At 59.3% G+C, this 15,700-nt stretch carries 12 protein-coding genes; 6 read left to right on the top strand and 6 right to left on the bottom strand.

Translation table 11 applies throughout. The annotated features are described in order from the left end of the window. Window positions 1–20 precede the first annotated feature (20 nt). Window positions 21–548, top strand: a complete 528-nt coding sequence (locus tag Q0I19_RS10010; RefSeq protein ID WP_294761139.1) for a hypothetical protein — start codon at window positions 21–23, stop codon at window positions 546–548. Window positions 549–645: 97 nt separating this feature from the next. Here the strand turns inward: Q0I19_RS10010 and Q0I19_RS10005 are convergent, their stop codons facing one another. From Q0I19_RS10005 to Q0I19_RS09995, 3 genes are read right to left on the bottom strand one after another with little or no spacing between them, the layout of a single operon-like run. After that, window positions 646–1,194: a hypothetical protein gene (locus tag Q0I19_RS10005; RefSeq protein ID WP_294761141.1), complete on the bottom strand. Its 549-nt coding sequence runs from the start codon at window positions 1,192–1,194 to the stop codon at window positions 646–648. A 60-nt stretch (window positions 1,195–1,254) separates the two neighbouring features. Next, complete coding sequence (locus Q0I19_RS10000) at window positions 1,255–1,740, bottom strand: hypothetical protein (RefSeq protein WP_294761144.1); 486 nt, start codon at window positions 1,738–1,740, stop codon at window positions 1,255–1,257. A 5-nt stretch (window positions 1,741–1,745) separates the two neighbouring features. Further along, complete coding sequence (locus tag Q0I19_RS09995; RefSeq protein ID WP_294761146.1) at window positions 1,746–3,878, bottom strand: InlB B-repeat-containing protein; 2,133 nt, start codon at window positions 3,876–3,878, stop codon at window positions 1,746–1,748. A 124-nt stretch (window positions 3,879–4,002) separates the two neighbouring features. Here Q0I19_RS09995 and Q0I19_RS09990 point away from each other — a divergent pair, with 124 nt between their 5' ends. Further along, window positions 4,003–4,836, top strand: coding sequence for a MerR family transcriptional regulator (locus Q0I19_RS09990; protein ID WP_294761149.1), 834 nt, complete (start codon window positions 4,003–4,005; stop codon window positions 4,834–4,836). Between the two features lie 305 nt (window positions 4,837–5,141). Here the strand turns inward: Q0I19_RS09990 and Q0I19_RS09985 are convergent, their stop codons facing one another. After that, complete coding sequence (locus Q0I19_RS09985; protein WP_294761152.1) at window positions 5,142–6,005, bottom strand: undecaprenyl-diphosphate phosphatase; 864 nt, start codon at window positions 6,003–6,005, stop codon at window positions 5,142–5,144. Window positions 6,006–6,178: 173 nt separating this feature from the next. Between Q0I19_RS09985 and Q0I19_RS09980 the strand changes: the two genes are divergently transcribed. The 3 genes from Q0I19_RS09980 to Q0I19_RS09970 all read left to right on the top strand — a co-directional run bounded on the left by Q0I19_RS09980 (window position 6,179) and on the right by Q0I19_RS09970 (window position 9,202). After that, window positions 6,179–6,841, top strand: a complete 663-nt coding sequence (locus Q0I19_RS09980; RefSeq protein ID WP_294761155.1) for an HAD family hydrolase — start codon at window positions 6,179–6,181, stop codon at window positions 6,839–6,841. Between the two features lie 168 nt (window positions 6,842–7,009). After that, window positions 7,010–8,209: a pyridoxal phosphate-dependent aminotransferase gene (locus Q0I19_RS09975; protein ID WP_294761157.1), complete on the top strand. Its 1,200-nt coding sequence runs from the start codon at window positions 7,010–7,012 to the stop codon at window positions 8,207–8,209. 9 nt (window positions 8,210–8,218) lie between these two features. Further along, window positions 8,219–9,202 (top strand): L,D-transpeptidase, encoded by a 984-nt coding sequence (locus tag Q0I19_RS09970; protein WP_294761159.1) that lies wholly within the window; start codon window positions 8,219–8,221, stop codon window positions 9,200–9,202. A gap of 342 nt (window positions 9,203–9,544) precedes the next feature. On the opposite strand, the gene nifJ is transcribed toward Q0I19_RS09970, so the two are convergent. After that, window positions 9,545–13,084 carry a pyruvate:ferredoxin (flavodoxin) oxidoreductase gene (nifJ, locus tag Q0I19_RS09965; protein ID WP_294761161.1) on the bottom strand — a complete coding sequence of 1,180 codons (3,540 nt, stop codon included), beginning with the start codon at window positions 13,082–13,084 and terminating at the stop codon, window positions 9,545–9,547. A 505-nt stretch (window positions 13,085–13,589) separates the two neighbouring features. Further along, a complete protein-coding gene (tsaA, locus tag Q0I19_RS09960; protein WP_294761164.1) occupies window positions 13,590–14,273 on the bottom strand; it encodes a tRNA (N6-threonylcarbamoyladenosine(37)-N6)-methyltransferase TrmO in 684 nt (227 codons plus the stop codon). Between the two features lie 480 nt (window positions 14,274–14,753). Between tsaA and Q0I19_RS09955 the strand changes: the two genes are divergently transcribed. Next, the gene (locus Q0I19_RS09955) at window positions 14,754–15,695 is read left to right on the top strand and encodes a substrate-binding domain-containing protein (protein WP_294761167.1); all 942 of its coding nucleotides are present in this window, start codon (window positions 14,754–14,756) and stop codon (window positions 15,693–15,695) included. Window positions 15,696–15,700 lie beyond the last annotated feature (5 nt).

The raw sequence follows: 15,700 nt of genomic DNA, 5'->3' as shown, positions 1-15,700 counted from the left end.
TCATAAGGAGGAACCCCATTATGAAAAAGCTTGTAACCCTGCTGCTCACCGCAGCGCTCGCCATCACCGCCGCCGCGACTACCGCGTTTGCGGATAATACGGAGACTACTGTCTACCCGACCACCACCTCACACCCGCCTCTACACGTTACTTACAAGGTAGACCCCAGCTATACCGTAACCATCCCTACATCTGTAACGCTGAATGCCACTCAACCAAGCACGGCAAAGGTAAAAGCCACAAATGTGACTATACCCTATGGATATAGAGTAGAGGTTGCACTAAGTAGTGCTACTGGTTTCAAAGTGAAAGCCGGCGACTATAATGGCGCTCCAACGCTGAGCTACCAAGTTACGGTACCCAACAGCGCAACGCCTGTTCAGAATGGTAATCCTGTTCTGACAGTCCAGTCTGGTGCAGAGAACAAAGAGGGTGAAACAACCCTTACGTTTAAGCTTACCGGTGACGATATTAAGTATTCCGGCGATTACACAGACACCGTAACCTTTACCGTCAGCATTAAAGCCCCGCAAACCACCAACCCGTAAACCCACGCAAACAGGCTCCGCCCGATATTGGGCGGAGCCTGTTGTTTATCGAAGCGATGCGGTGATTGCGGTTGGGGCTGCGCTGTGTATGCAATACTCAGCCCAGCGTCACGGTGATGGTGCCGATTGTGGTGCCGGCGGCGGTGGCGCTGTCCAAGGCACCGGAAAGAGTCAGTGCAGCCGAGTCGCTGGGAGCGTTCGACACTTCTGTGCCGACGGCGGTTGCCAGATCGAGCGATGTCTTATCGAAGCTGCCGATGATGCTATCATAGCCGGAGGCTGGCGTATAGTTGATCGTTGCCGTGACGGCCGTGTTGGAGTGGTTGGTCACGGTGATCTTGTTGCCGTCGGTATTGTTGACCGTCCAGGTGCCGCCGTCAGCGCCGGTGGTGGTGTGGGTGGCAGGGTCCCATCTACCGGCCGCCGCCGTATAGGTGAACTCCATATCGCCCCAGTCGATGTCCACGCTGTACACCGTGCCGCCCGTGCCGCCTGCGCCGCCGGACGTATCGGTCGTATAGGTTGCCTTTACATCGCAGCTGGCTGCGCCGCTGACTGTGCTGATCGTTTCCGCGTAGGCAGACAGGGGTGCCAGAGAGAACACCATGGCCAGGGTAAGTACCAGAGCTGATTTTTTCTTCGTCATTGATTTTTCATCCTTCCTGAAAAATTGTACGGGCATTGCCCTATGTCGTCCGTGCGGGGGTCAGCCCGTTACGGTGACGGTTACGGGAATTTCGGCGTCCAGCATAGCCTTGGCGCCGGTTTGCGGGTGGTAGAACGATACCTTCAGCGTGCCGCTGCGGCTGCCCGCCGTCAGGTCTTTTTTGGCGCCCTCCAAAAGCGGCAGCTGGGTGACCTGCTGGCCGGGGGTCAGCAGGTCGGAACATGCCGCCTCACTCTCCCCGACAACCAGGCGAACCGATGCGTCCCAGCCGGACTTTTCGGGGTTGGCAAACAGCAGCGTGACCTGCCCGGCGGTCAAGTCGATATCTGCCGCATCGGAATAGGTCAGCGACACCGTTCCGCCGCCTGCGGACGTCGATACCGAGGATTCCGGCGCGGGGGTGGTGTCCGCCGTCTGCGGCTTTTTGCGGCAGAACAGCACACCAAGCAGCAACAGAAGCAGCAACAGCAACAGCAGCAGGAGCAGCAGCCACCGTTTTTTGCCTTTTTTGTCTGTGTTTTCCATCAGGTTCACCTTTCCAGTCGGACTGTTACCGACCCGATTTTTGCGTTGTTCAGTGCCCTGTCAGGGCGGCCTGTCAGGCACAGCCGCACGGTTTGCGTACGGCTTACCGGCAGGTCGATCGGAATGTAGATGTAGTCTCCGTCGCTGTTGGCAAAGCTGCCGCCGATGGCCGTGTCGGTTTGTGTGTATCGGAACCGCACGCGCACTTGGTTTGCGCCGTCATTGCGCACGGTAACGGCATCGCCGTTTGCATGGTTCGGTGCCCAGCCGCCGCCGATGTCATAGGCGTGTGTGGCGGGGTTCCACGCCCCGTCGGTGTAGGTGTAGGCCAGCTCGCCCCATGTGATGGTGACGGTGTTGGTGCGTGTTTCTACCTTGCCGCAGACCTCGCAGCTGCGCCTTCCGGCGCTCCATGCGCCGAATCTGTGGCTGCAGATCACCTGGACATACGCCGTGGTTTCGGCGGTTGTTTCGTAGTTGTTTGTGTCGTATGGCTGAAAAACAACGGCATATCGTCCGCCGCCGAGGGGCGGCTTGAAATTGGCGTTCTTCCACACAAAGCGACCCGCCACCTCGTTGGGTCCGGAGCTGATGTTGTAGTTTTTGGCAACGCCGCCGGTCAGGGCGCTGGCAGCCAAGGTGTTGCCCTTGGCCAGGTCCAGCGTGGCAGCCGTTGGCGTTGTGCTGATTTTCGGCGTGGCCTTTGACACTGTTACATGGGCCACATTGCTTTTTGTGCTGGCTTTCTGGCCGTTGTCTTTGCGTGTGGCCGTGACCACCGCGTAATAGTAATGCACCCCTGCGGTGGGGGTTTGGGGGTAGGTGGGGTCTCCGTTTTCATCGGTGAGCAGCTTTCCGTTGTTGCCGTTTTTATCACAGGCATACCAGGTTATTTCCGTGGTGTGCTGTTCGGTGGAACCGTAACTCAAACGGTAAAAACTGCTCTTGCCATAGACGCCGGTCTCGTCCATCTCCAATTCGACATCGTAAGGGGCCAGGGCCGGGGTCAAATGCCAATGGGCGTACAGGGTATGGTTGGCGGCGGTGGTAACGGTGGTGTCACTGGTTACCTTGGTGCCGCCGCTTTTTTGGGTATACCAGCCGTCAAAGGTGTAACCCCCCGTGCGTGTGGGGTCGGGCAGGGCAGGGTATTTGCTGCCATAGGTTGCCGTTTTGCTTGCCGTGCTGACCGTACCGCCATTGGCGTTAAAGGATACCGTATAGGTTTTGCCTTTCCAGCGGGCATACAGTGTGGCGGGCGGGTCTGTGCCCACGGCGGTGTTTTTGTCCACCTTGGTGCCGCCGGTTTCCCGCGTATACCAGCCGTCAAATTCGTAGCCTGTGCGGGTGGGCGTGGGCAGTGTGCCGTAGGTGCTGCCGCAGGTCACCACCTTGCTTGCCGGGCTGACCGTGCCGCCGTTGGCGTCAAGCCGCACGGTTTTGGTCGTTGTGCAGCTTTTTTTCGAGAGGGTAAAGGTGGTTTCCAGCTGGTGGTGGTAGGATTCCAGCAACGAATTGGACTTACTGTTGCCCACAAAAATGGCGTACTCGCGGGTCATGCTTTTTTGTGCAGAGCCGTTCAGGTTGTCAAAGGTAAGCTCCACCGTGCCGCTGCGGGTGCAGGCACTTTTTGCGCTGCTGTGAAGGCGGCAGATTCCGCCGCTTGCATCGGCATTATTGGCGGAATAGGTTCGTTTGTAGGCGGCACCGTCGGTGTTGTCGGTCCATTCCATCACATACCAGCTTTCGCCGTTGGAGTTGCGCTGCAGCTTGATATCGTAAGAGAGCGTAACCTTATAGCAGGTGTACGCCGGAACCTTTACGGTCATCGTAAAGGGCAGCAGAAGGTAGTAGGCGTTTTTGAAGTTTTTCCGCTCTTTCAAGTGTATGGTCGAGGAAGTGCCGTTGTTGGTGACCTCGACCGTGCCGCCTTCATAGCTGCCCCGATCGTTGTCCGCTTTCTGGGGGTCAAAGGTCTTGATGTTTTTATCGCCGCCGTAGGAACGGCAGTTTGCGGCAGAGGCGAGCTTCAGCGAAAAGCTGAAACTCTCGCTTGCCGCCGAAGCGCCCACCGCCGCAATGCCGCACAGTACGCACAGGCACAGCATAACACACAAAATCCGCATCCACCGCGTCAAGGCACTGAACCTCCACTTCCTTGCGCCGCGCAGGGTCTTGACAACGGCGCTGTATCTCGTATAATGACAGTATAACCCGTTCACCCATGAACGAAGCAAGCACTTTTTTAAGGAGATTTGCGCCATGCCGGATAATCAGAAAAAGCTGTTTCAAATTACCGAGGCCGCCCGCGCCTGCAGCCTGTCCCGCAGCACGCTGCTGCGCTTAGAGGAAAAGGGGCTGCTGACGCCCGCCTACATCGCGCCGGACAGCGGACGCCGCTATTACGACAACCACAACGTGGCCCGCATTTTGCAGATCGAAAAGCTGAAGGCCATGGGTCTTGGCACCGAGGAAATAACCGCCTACTTTGCCAGCGGCGGCGAGACGGCTGTTTTGCTGGCCGCGCTGGAGGAACACCTGCGCGAGGTGGCGCGCGGCGTTGAGGAACTGCGCCTGCGCGCGGGCACGGATACGGGCATATCGGTGCAGACGATTGCGCTGCCCGCCGTGACCTGCTGCCGCCGCCTGTGCGAGGGGCACACCGTTGCCGATAAGTACAATGCTATGTATGATTTTTACGGCGAGTGTGTGCGGCGGGGGTATCGCCTGTCTGACGAGCCGATTTTTACCATCTCGCAGCGGCAGGATTTTTTGAACGGCCATATCACGGACGAGCCGTATCCGTTTTGGGTGTGCGTGCCCATGCGCCCCGAAAAAGCCCCCAAGGAGGCGGTGGTCCTGCCGGCCTGCCGCGCTTTGTCGGTGTTGTATTACGGCAGCTACGCGGGCGCGGACGAGGCGCTTTTGCGCCTGGGCCGCGAGGTGAAGGAGCGCGGCCTGACACCCGCCGGGGATCCGCGTGTGCTGGGCATTGTTGCGCCCTACACCGGCCGCGAAATCGAAACCAAGCGGTATTGCTCCCGCCTGGTGCTGCCGGTGGAAGGGGAGCCGGAGTTGTATTTTCCCGTGGAATAAAAAATGTGCCGCCCCAAAGGGGCGGCACAACGGGTTGCAGATAAACCTAACGGGATGATTGCGGCCTTTCGGCTGCTTTGTAGGGAACGGTCTTGACCGTTCCGTGCCGCCTTGCCGATAGCACGATATATCGGGAAACCGCGCGCCATTCGGCGCGATTTTATGCGCTGCGCGCGGCCAGATGTGCGGATGGGTCGAGACCCATCCCTACAATTATCCCGGAAACGGACTTCTTTGACAAACAAAATGTGCCGCCCCAAAGGGGCGGCACACCTTATCTAAACTCTAAACTCTAAACCCTGAAATTATATCGGCATAACATAGCTTTGCAAAGCCCAGATGCCCAGCACCACAATGCCCAAGGCAATGCGGTACCAGCCGAACGCCGTGAAGGTGTGCTTCTTGACGTAATCCATCAGGAAACGGATCGCCAGCAGGGACACCACAAACGCCACCACGCAGCCGACCAGCAGCGCGGCAACTTCAGGCGCGGCAAAGGTACCGCCCTTGGCAACGAACTTGACCAGCTTCAGCCCGGACGCACCCGCCATAACGGGGATCGCCAAAAAGAAGGTGAACTGCGACGCGGCGCCGCGGCTCAGCCCGCACAGCAAGCCGCCCAAAATGGTGGCGCCGCTGCGGGAGGTGCCGGGGATCAGCGCCAGCACCTGCCATATGCCGATGATGAGCGCCTGTTGGTAGGTGATGCGGCTGAGCTTGGTCGTGGTGGGCACGCGGGGGCGGCGCTCCACCAAAATGAACGCAATGCCGTAGACGATCAGCATCACGGCGACGACCACGCTGTTGTAAAAATGCGCGTCCATCCAGTCGTCCAGCAAAAGGCCCAGCACGGCGGCGGGCAGGCAGGCCACAATAATTTTGCACCACAGCTTGATAACGGGCCAGCGGAAATGCCTGGCAAAGCCGGAATCGCGGCCGTTGTCGCCGCAGAAGGGCCACAGCTTTTTGAAGTACAGTACGACAACCGCCAAAATGGCACCCAGCTGGATGACCACGCGGAACATCTCCATAAAGGCATCGCTGAAGCTGAATTTCAGCACCTGCTCGGCCAGAATCATATGTCCCGTGCTGGAAATGGGCAGCCATTCGGTAATGCCCTCGATGATGCCGTACACCACCGAGCGCAAAATATCAAACAAAACGCTCATAGAAAATAAGCCTCCTTTATACAAATACTATCATACCATAAAACCGCAAAAGGGGAATACCTTTTTTTAATTTTACAACTTTTTTCGTAAATGACGGTCAAAACATACAAAAGCCGCTTGCTGTTTTCGTTCAATACCACTATAATAAAGGTACGATAAGGGGGAAGATTACTATGTTTACCACCGTTTTATTTGACCTGGACGGCACACTGCTGAACACGCTGGACGACCTGGCGGATTCTGCCAACCGCGTCTGCGCCGCCCACGGCTGGCCGCTGCACACCAGGGACGAATACCGCTACTTTGTGGGCAACGGTATCCCCAAATTGGTCGAGCGTTTCAGCCCCGAAACCGACCGCGACCCCGACACCCTGGCCGCCACGCTGGCGGAATTCGGCGCGGTGTACGGCGCACACATGCACGACAAGACCGCCCCGTACCCCGGTATGCCCGAACTTTTGCACAAGCTGCAGCAAAGCGGTGTAAAAATGGCGGTATTTTCCAACAAGGCGGACGAATTTGCGGGCGCCGTGGTGGAACGCTATTTCGGCAAGGGCTTGTTTGAGATCGTGCGCGGCGCGCTGCCGAATGTGCCCACCAAGCCCGCACCCGAAGGGACCCGCGCGCTGATGCACACCCTGGGCGTGGACCCCGCCGCCGACAAAATTTTGTATGTGGGCGACAGCAACGTCGACGTGCAGACCGCCCACAACGCAGGCTTGCCCTGCTGCGGCGTTTTGTGGGGCTTCCGCACCCGCGACGAGCTGGAAAAAGAGGGCGCAGAGTACCTGGCGGCAGATTGCAAGGCGCTGGAAGAAATTATACTTGCCAAATAAGAAATAATAAATAAGAAATAATAAAATCGGTGCGCCTGACGGCGCGTTTTTATGCGCTGTGCGCAGCCAGCGGAACATCGACACTTGGTAAAATGTGCCGCCAAGGGCGGCACTCCGCATTTATTATCTATTATCTTTTATCTATTATCTATAAAGAGGGTATTCTTTATGATCGCACAACACTACAAGGATATGCTTTCCGCCAAGTCGGTAATCCGTCAAATTTCCGAGTGGAGTACCGCGCGGGGCAGGGAAATCGGCTATGAGAATGTCTTTGACTACTCGCTGGGCAACCCGTCGGTGCCCTGCCCGCCGCAGTTTACCGATACCTGCCAACGCCTGCTGGCCGAAACCGACCCCGTGACGCTGCACGGCTATACCCCCACCCTGACACTGCCTGACGTGCGCGCCGCCGTGGCCGAAAGCCTGAACCGCCGTTTCGGCATGGATTACACTGCCGCCCACATCTTTATGACCGCCGGTGCGGCGGGGGCGCTGGCGCATGCGCTGCGCTGCGTGGGTGTGCCGGGGCAAAATGTTGTGACCTTTGCGCCGTTTTTTCCCGAATACAAGCCCTATGTCGAGGGGGCGGGCCTGACGCTGCGCGTGGCCCCGCCGCGCTGCGCGGATTTCCAAATCAACTTTGACGCGCTGGACACCCTGCTGGACGAAAACACCGCCGCCGTGCTCATCAATTCGCCCAACAATCCCAGCGGCACGGCGTACAGCGCCGAAACGCTGACCCGCCTGGCCGACGTTTTGCGCGCGGCATCGCAGAAATTCGGCCACCATATCTTCCTGATCTCCGATGAGCCGTACCGCGAGATCGCCTTTGGCGGCGCGGCGGTGCCCTATCCCGCCAAATTCTACGATGACACGCTGACCTGCTACTCCTTCTCCAAGAGCCTGAGCATCCCCGGCGAGCGCATGGGCTATGTCGCCGCCAACCCCCGCTGCGAGGACGCCGACAGTATCGTGCCGATGTGCGGGCAGATTTCCCGCGGAATCGGCCACAACTGCCCCGCGTCGCTCATTCAGATGGCGGTCAAGGACTGCCTGGAGGTCACGGGCGACCTGCGCGTGTACGAGACCAACATGCAGCTGATCTATGACGAGCTGCAGGCCCTCGGTTTTACGGTCGTCAAGCCGGACGGCACGTTTTACATCTTCCCCAAAGCGCCCGAGGCGGACGCCAAGGCTTTCTGCCGCAAGGCGCAAAAGTACGATCTGGCGTTGGTTCCCGGCGACAGCTTCGGCTGCCCCGGCTATTTCCGCATGGCGTATTGCATCCCCACCGAAAAAGTCCGCCGCAGCTTTGCCGCCCTGGAAGCCCTGATGGCGCAGGAGTACGGCGTTACCAAACAGTAAGGAGAATTTATGCGTATCATTGCCCGTTTGCTGCCCCTGGCCCTGGCACTGACCGTGCTGACCGCCTGCCACCGCGAGCCGAGCGCCATGAAGCCCGGCGACCTGCCGATCAGCGGCGCGGTCGCTGCCGAGCCGACCCCGACGCCGGAGCCTTCGGCCGAACCTACGCCCACGCCGACACCCGAACCCACCGTTGCCCCCGCCATGGCCGCCGCGACGGCCAACGCCACCAAGGACGCGCCGCAAATCACCGACCCCGCCACCTGGAACGAGGCCGGCCGCACCACCATGGAGGCGCTGGCCGCACAGTACGCAAGCGCCGGCATGACGCTGGATAAGCAGGAAGGGTTCCCCTACTTTTTGACGGTAAACCGCAATGCCGGCACCGTCACCGTCTACACTCTGGACGAAAACGACCAGTACACCGTGCCTTTTATGGCCATGGTTTGCAGCGGCGGCACCGACACCCCGACAGGCTACTGGGGCACGCCCGTCAGTTACCCGTGGCGCCTGTTGGCGGGGCCTTGCTACGGGCAGTACGCCACCCGCATCTGGAGCAGCTACCTGTTCCACAGCGTGCCGTATTACAGCCAGCACAAGGACGACCTGGAGTACGATGAGTTCAACAAGCTGGGCACGCTGGCCAGCCTTGGCTGCATCCGGCTGGCGGTCGTGGACGTAAAGTGGATCTACGACAACTGCCCCATCGGCACGCCCGTTTGCATCTATGACGATGCCGAAAACCCCGGCCCCATGGGCAAGCCCGGCACCATGTACACCGACCCCGCCGACGAGAGCAAGCGCGGCTGGGACCCCACCGACCCCGACCCCGCAAACCCCTGGGACGATGCCTACCTGACAGGCACGGCGATTCGCAGCGACGCGGCCTGGCAGCAGTATGAGGACAACCGCGAAGCGTGGCTGGCCAGCCTGAACCCCACCGACCTGCAGGGCTGGAGCACCGACAGCAAGACCGAGGGAACCAGAGGATAAGTTTGCGCCTGACGAAAAAGCCTTTCCCTTGGGGGGAAGGTGGCGCGGAACGCGCCGGATGAGGGGAAGGTGTCCGGCAGGCTGCCCCTCATCAGTCACCTGCGGTGACAGCTTCCCCCACAGGGGGAAGCCTTCGATGCGGTTTACCCGTTAGCTTGTGTTGCCGTTATGTCGCGGGCGGGGCATACCCCGCCCCTACCGCGCAATGATTTGTTTGCGCCCTTCGGGCGCAAACTCCACCTTATTTCTTATTTATTATTTCTTATCTATTATTTACAAAAAAATGCCCCCAACCTTGCGGTTGGGGGCAAATTTATGCCGTGATGGAACGGCTATACAAAATTACTTGTACAGCTCGACCAGCTTGCTCAGGTGAGTGAAGCGGGCGTCGGCAGCAGCCTGGTTCTTCTCGAACAGTTCCTTGGCGCGATCGGGGAAGGCGCGGGACAGGCGGCTGTAACGGGTCTCGTTGGCCAGGAAGTCCTGATACTTGTCCATATCGCCGGCCTTGGAGGTCAGGGTGAAGGGGTTCTTGCCCTCGGCCTTGTTGGCGGGGTTGAAGCTGAACAGGTTCCAGTAACCGGCCTCAACAGCCTTCTTCATCTCGTTCTGGCAGTTGGTCATGCCGCCCTTAACACCGTGCAGCTCGCAGGGAGCGTAGCCGATGATCAGAGAAGGACCGGGGTAAGCCTCGGCCTCGGCGATGACCTTGACAGCCTGAGCCATGTTGGCGCCCAGAGCGATCTGAGCAACGTAGATGTAGCCGTAGGTCATGCAGATCTCGGCCAGGCTCTTCTTGCTGATTTCCTTACCGGCAGCAGCAAACTGGCAGACCTCACCGATGTTGGAGGCCTTGGAAGCTTGTCCGCCGGTGTTGGAGTACATCTCGGTGTCGAAGACCATAACGTTGACATCGTGGCCGGAAGCCAGGACGTGGTCCAGACCGCCGTAACCGATATCGTAAGCCCAGCCGTCGCCGCCGAAGATCCAGAAGCTCTTCTTGGCGAGGTACTGCTTGTCCTTCAGGATCTCCTGAGCCTCGGCGCAGCCGCAGGCCTCCAGAGCAGCGATCAAAGCCTTGGCGGGAGCGTCGTTGGCCTTGGTGTTGTTCTTGGTAGCCAGGAAGTTGTCGATGACAGCATCCAGCTCAGCGTTCTTGCCCTTCAGGGCCTCAACCTTGGTGATCAGGTTGGCGCGGACGGTCTCGTAACCGATCTGCATGCCCAGGCCGTGCTCGGCGTTGTCCTCGAACAGGGAGTTGATCCAAGCGGGGCCGTGGCCGGATTCCTTGTTGGTGGTGTACGGGCTGATGGAAGCGGTACCACCCCAGATGGAGGAGCAGCCGGTGGCGTTGGAGATGAACATCTTCTCGCCAAACAGCTGGGTGATCAGGCGGGCATAGGAAGTCTCGGCGCAGCCTGCGCAGGAGCCGGAGAACTCAAGCAGCGGCTGGTTGAACTGAGAACCCTTGACGGAAACCTCGGACACAACGCCGGGGATGTTGTCCTTCTTGCGGATGTTCTCGACACAGTAGTCGAAAGCAGCCTGCTGCTCGGACTGGCTCTCCTGCGGCTTCATCTCGATGGCCTTGGTGGGGCAGACGGTGACGCACTCGCCGCAGCCCATGCAGTCCAGAGGAGAAACAGCCATGGTGTACTTGTACTCGCTTGCCTTGGGCTTGGTGTCGGCCAGCTTGGTGGAAGCGGGGGCGGCAGCAGCCTCATCGGCAGTCAGGCAGAAGGGACGAATGGTGGCGTGAGAGCACACGAAGGCACACTGGTTGCACTGGATGCACTTCTCGGCGTTCCACTCGGGAACCATAACGGCGGTGCCGCGCTTCTCGTAAGCGGAAGCACCCTGCTCCCACTCGCCGTTGGCGTTGGCGGTAAAGGCGGAAACAGGCAGGCTGTCGCCGTCCATACGGGAGATAGGCTCCATAACGTTGCGGATCTGCTTGACCAGAGCCTCGGGTCCCTTCAGTGCCTTGGGGGCAGCGTCGGGGGCGGGGTTGTGCCAGCTTTCGGGCACCTCGACCTTGTGGACAGCGTCCAGACCGGCGTCGATGGCCTTCCAGTTCATCTCAACAACGGCGTCGCCCTTCTTGCCGTAGCTCTTCTTGGCGGCGGCCTTCATGAACTCAACGGCATCGTCGATGGGCATAACGTCAGCCAGCTTGAAGAAAGCAGACTGCAGGATGGTGTTGGTGCGCTTGCCCATACCGATCTCGATGGCCTTGTCGATGGCGTTGATGGTGTACAGCTGGATGTTGTTGTCGGCAATGTACTTCTTGTCGGCAGCATTCAGATGCTCGTCCAGCTCAGCGTCGCTCCACTGGCAGTTGATCATAAAGACGCCGCCGGGCTTAACGTCCTGCACCATCTTCATGCCCATGTGGATGTAGGCGGGGTTGTGGCAGGCAACGAAGTCAGCCTGGTTGATGTAGTAGGGGCTGCGGATGGGCTTGTCGCCGAAACGCAGGTGGCTGATGGTCACACCGCCGGTCTTTTTGGAGTCATACTGGAAGTACGCCTGGATGTACTTGTCGGTATGGTCGCCGATGATCTTGGTGGAGTTCTTGTTGGCGCCGACGGTACCGTCACCGCCCAGACCCCAGAACTTGCACTCCTTGGTGCCGGGGGCGGAGGTGATGGGGGCGGGCTTGACCTCAGGCAGGCTGAGGTTGGTCACGTCGTCGGTGATGCCCAGGGTGAAGCGGGGCTTCGGGGCATCCTTGGCCAGCTCGGTGTAAACCGCGAAAACGCTGGACGGCGGGGTGTCCTTGCTGCCCAGGCCGTAACGGCCGCCGGTCAGCACGATGTCGTTCAGACCAGCTTCGCGCAGGGTGGTGGCAACGTCCAGGTACAGGGGCTCGCCCAGAGAGCCGGGCTCCTTGGTGCGGTCCAGAACGGCAACCTTCTTGGCGGTCTTGGGCAGGACCTTCAGCAGAGCGGAGGAAACCCAAGGACGATACAGACGAACCAGGATCAGGCCGACCTTCTCGCCCTTGGCGGTCAGGTAGTCAACAACTTCCTCGGCAACGTCGCAGATGGAGCCCATGGCGATGATGACGCGGTCAGCATCGGGAGCGCCGTAGTAGTTGAACAGGTCGTAGTTGGTGCCCAGCTTCTCGTTGATCTTGGCCATGTACTTCTCGACTACGGCGGGCAGAGCCTCGTAGGCGGAGTTGCAGGCTTCACGATGCTGGAAGAAAACGTCGCCGTTCTCGTGGGAGCCGCGCATCTTGGGATGCTCGGGGTTCAGTGCCTCGGCACGGAACTTCTCAACGGCTTCCATGTTGCACATTTCCTTCAGATCCTCGTAGTCCCACTTCTCGATCTTCTGGATCTCATGGGAGGTACGGAAACCGTCAAAGAAGTTGACGAAGGGAACGCGGCCCTCGATGGCAGACAGATGCGCCACGGGGGACAGGTCCATAACTTCCTGGGGGTTGGTCTCGCACAGCATGGCGAAACCGGTCTGACGGGTGGCGTAAACGTCGCTGTGGTCACCGAAGATGTTCAGGGACTGGGTGGCAACGGTACGGGCAGACACGTCAAAGACGCAGGGCAGCTGCTCGGCTGCGATCTTGTACATATTGGGGATCATCAGCAGCAGACCCTGGGAAGCGGTGAAGGTGGTGGTGATGGCACCGGTTCCGAGAGAACCGTGTACAGCACCGGCAGCACCGGCTTCGGACTCCATCTCAACAACCTTGACCTGGTTGCCGAAGATGTTCTTCAGACCTGCGGCACTCCACTGGTCAACAGTGTCGGCCATAGGGCTGGAGGGGGTGATAGGATAGATAGCAGCTACATCGGTAAACGCATAAGCTACATGCGCAGCCGCGGTATTGCCATCCATAGACTGTTTTGCTCTGGGCATTTTTCTTCCTCCGTTTTCATTAGAGTGATTTGCAATCCGTGCGGGGGACCCGCACAGGCCCACGCCTTTTTGCGCATACGTCCAAATTTTGCTCCGGGCGCACTTGCAGAAAAGCGCTTTTGCATAGCTTTATTGTACCAAAAAGTGACCCCATTCGTAAAGGGGTTTTTCTTAGAATGTTGCACATATTTTTTGGCGTGAAGTGTGCATTTTGACCAGATTGAACAAAACAGGGCGAAAATGGGGTGGAAGGGGTACGATAAAGGGGATTTTGGATACAAGCCGGGGGATGGGCGGGATTAAATAATAGATAATAAATATGGAGTGCCCGCCGTGCGGGCACATTTCAATGACGTGCTGCACCCCATCCTACGGGGCAAAAAACACTGCGCGGTAGGGGCGGGGCACGCCCCGCCCGCGACCTTGCGGCAACGCGAACATTACGGACAACCCGCCCGAAAGGCTTCCCCCCATAAAAAACGTGCCGCCCGGCGGGCGGCACACCTTATCTTAACTCTAAACTCTCCACGATCACCGTATCGTCAACCACCCGGAACGAAATCTCCGCCCCGCCGAAACTCAATTTGTACACGCGGTCGGGGTCGTGCTGGTATGCCGGGCGCGGGTCGGAACGCAAAACGCCCAATAACCCCGCGCGCTTTTCGGCGGGCAGCTTTTCCAAAAGCGAGGGGGCGCACTGCACCTGCAGGGCGTAATCCGCCGTTATGTCCGAAAAACTCCCCCGCGCCTGCGGGTGGGCATCCACATACGGCAGGTACGGCTTGATGTCAAAAATCGGCGTACCATCAAGCAAATCTGCCCCGCGCACCAAAATGTCGCAGCCGTCCACACCCACCAATTCCACGCAGCTCAGCCCCAGCGCGTTGGGACGGTAGGGGCTGCGGGTCGCAAACACGCCGCGCCGCACATTGCCGCCCAAGCGCGGCGGACGCACGGTGGGGCGCCATTTGCGCCCGGCGGCGTACTCCTGCGCCACGGTGGAAAACTGCCAGATCAGCCACAGATGGCTGTACTCGGTCAGCCCGGTCAGCGCGTTGGGGTCGCGGTATTCCGGCTCCAGCACGATGCGGGCGGTCAGCTCTTTGACAAGCCCGCTCTGGCGCGGAATGCCGAATTTATCGGGGAAATCCGTGTGAATGGTGGCAATGGGACGGATGACGTATTCCATAGAAGCTCCTTTATATAAGGTAGAAAAAGAAACCCGGCTTGTCAAAAAAGCCCTTTTTCGGGTAGTAATGTAGGGCGCGTGTCTATCTCCGCGCCAAGAGCCGCCGCTGTGCGGCGGTTGCGCTCCGAAACGCGCCTGCGGGCGCAGTGACCTTGCCGCACCGCTGGCCGCGCGCAGCGCATAAAATCGCGCCGAATGGCGCGCCATTTCCCGACATATCGTGCTATCGGCTAGGCGGCACGGAACGGTCGAGACCGTTCCCTACAAACCAACCGAAAGTTAGCAATCGACCCAGTAAGTTTGTTGACAGTGTGAGCTTTCCTGCACTTCGATTTTACCAACTTTACAATTCTTTTGCAAGGGCGGGTTTTCTTTTGCAAAAGCTTTACGGCGATTGTACACGCGCATGGTCGCAGCGGCGCCGAAACCGCGCTACAATAAAGCTGTTCCGACCGGAACAGAAAGTGAGAAACCAGAACTATGAAACATAACGTAATTACCGCTTCCGTGCTGTCCGCCGCCATGCTGGCAAGTCTGGCTGCCTGCGGCTCTGCCCCCGCCTCCTCCGAGGCTTCTTCCACTGAGGTTTCTTCCGCCGAAGCTTCCTCCGCTGCCGCCCCTGCCGCCGACGCCTTTGACACCGCGCAGGACATCGCCGTGTTCACCCGTGAGGACGGCTCCGGCACCCGCGGCGCTTTCATTGAGCTGACCGGCGTCGAGCAGAAGGACGCCGACGGCAAAAAGGTCGATATGACGACCGAAGCCGCCGCCGTGCAGAGCAGCACCAACGGCGTTATGACCGCCGTCGCCAACGATGCCACCGCCATCGGCTACATCAGCCTTGGCTCCCTGAATGACACCGTCAAGGCCGTTACCGTGGACGGCGTCAAGGCGGGCGCCGACACCGTCAAGGACGGCAGCTACACCCTTGCGCGTCCCTTCAACATCGTCACCAACGGCGACGCCACTGACCCCGTTGCCGTGGACTTCATCGCCTACTGCCTGAGCGCCGACGGTCAGGCACTTGCCACCGACAAGGGCTACATCGGCAGCGAGGGCGAAGCCTTCACCAGCGCACAGCCCGCCGGCAAGATCGTTGTGGGCGGCTCCTCCAGCGTGGCACCCCTGATGGAAAAGCTCGTCGAAGCGTATAAAACCGTCAACCCCAACGCCGAGATCGAGCATCTGACCACCGACTCCACCACCGGCGTTTCCGGCGCGCTGGACGGCAGCTACACCATCGGTCTTGCCAGCCGTGACCTGAAGGACAGCGAAACCGAAGCCGGCGCCAAGGCAACCGTGCTGGCCATGGACGGCATTGCGGTTGTCGTCAACCCCGAGAACCCCATCGAGAACCTGACCGTTGACCAGATCAAGAGCATCTATGTCGGCGAGGTCACCACCTGGGACGAAGTTGAATAAATAAG

Origin of the sequence: uncultured Gemmiger sp. (assembly GCF_934561205.1) — a bacterium.
Taxonomy (GTDB): Bacteria; Bacillota; Clostridia; order Oscillospirales; family Ruminococcaceae; genus Gemmiger.
This window is presented reverse-complemented; position numbering and strand designations above follow the sequence as displayed.

Excerpts from the sequence above, each read along its gene's own strand:
- Q0I19_RS10010 (WP_294761139.1), top strand. The coding sequence starts at position 21 with ATGAAAAAGCTTGTAACCCTGCTGCTCACCGCAGCGCTCGCCATCACC.
- Q0I19_RS10005 (WP_294761141.1), bottom strand. The coding sequence starts at position 1,194 with ATGACGAAGAAAAAATCAGCTCTGGTACTTACCCTGGCCATGGTGTTC.
- Q0I19_RS10000 (WP_294761144.1), bottom strand. The coding sequence starts at position 1,740 with ATGGAAAACACAGACAAAAAAGGCAAAAAACGGTGGCTGCTGCTCCTG.
- Q0I19_RS09990 (WP_294761149.1), top strand. The coding sequence starts at position 4,003 with ATGCCGGATAATCAGAAAAAGCTGTTTCAAATTACCGAGGCCGCCCGC.
- Q0I19_RS09985 (WP_294761152.1), bottom strand. The coding sequence starts at position 6,005 with ATGAGCGTTTTGTTTGATATTTTGCGCTCGGTGGTGTACGGCATCATC.
- Q0I19_RS09980 (WP_294761155.1), top strand. The coding sequence starts at position 6,179 with ATGTTTACCACCGTTTTATTTGACCTGGACGGCACACTGCTGAACACG.
- Q0I19_RS09975 (WP_294761157.1), top strand. The coding sequence starts at position 7,010 with ATGATCGCACAACACTACAAGGATATGCTTTCCGCCAAGTCGGTAATC.
- Q0I19_RS09970 (WP_294761159.1), top strand. The coding sequence starts at position 8,219 with ATGCGTATCATTGCCCGTTTGCTGCCCCTGGCCCTGGCACTGACCGTG.
- nifJ (WP_294761161.1), bottom strand. The coding sequence starts at position 13,084 with ATGCCCAGAGCAAAACAGTCTATGGATGGCAATACCGCGGCTGCGCAT.
- tsaA (WP_294761164.1), bottom strand. The coding sequence starts at position 14,273 with ATGGAATACGTCATCCGTCCCATTGCCACCATTCACACGGATTTCCCC.
- Q0I19_RS09955 (WP_294761167.1), top strand. The coding sequence starts at position 14,754 with ATGAAACATAACGTAATTACCGCTTCCGTGCTGTCCGCCGCCATGCTG.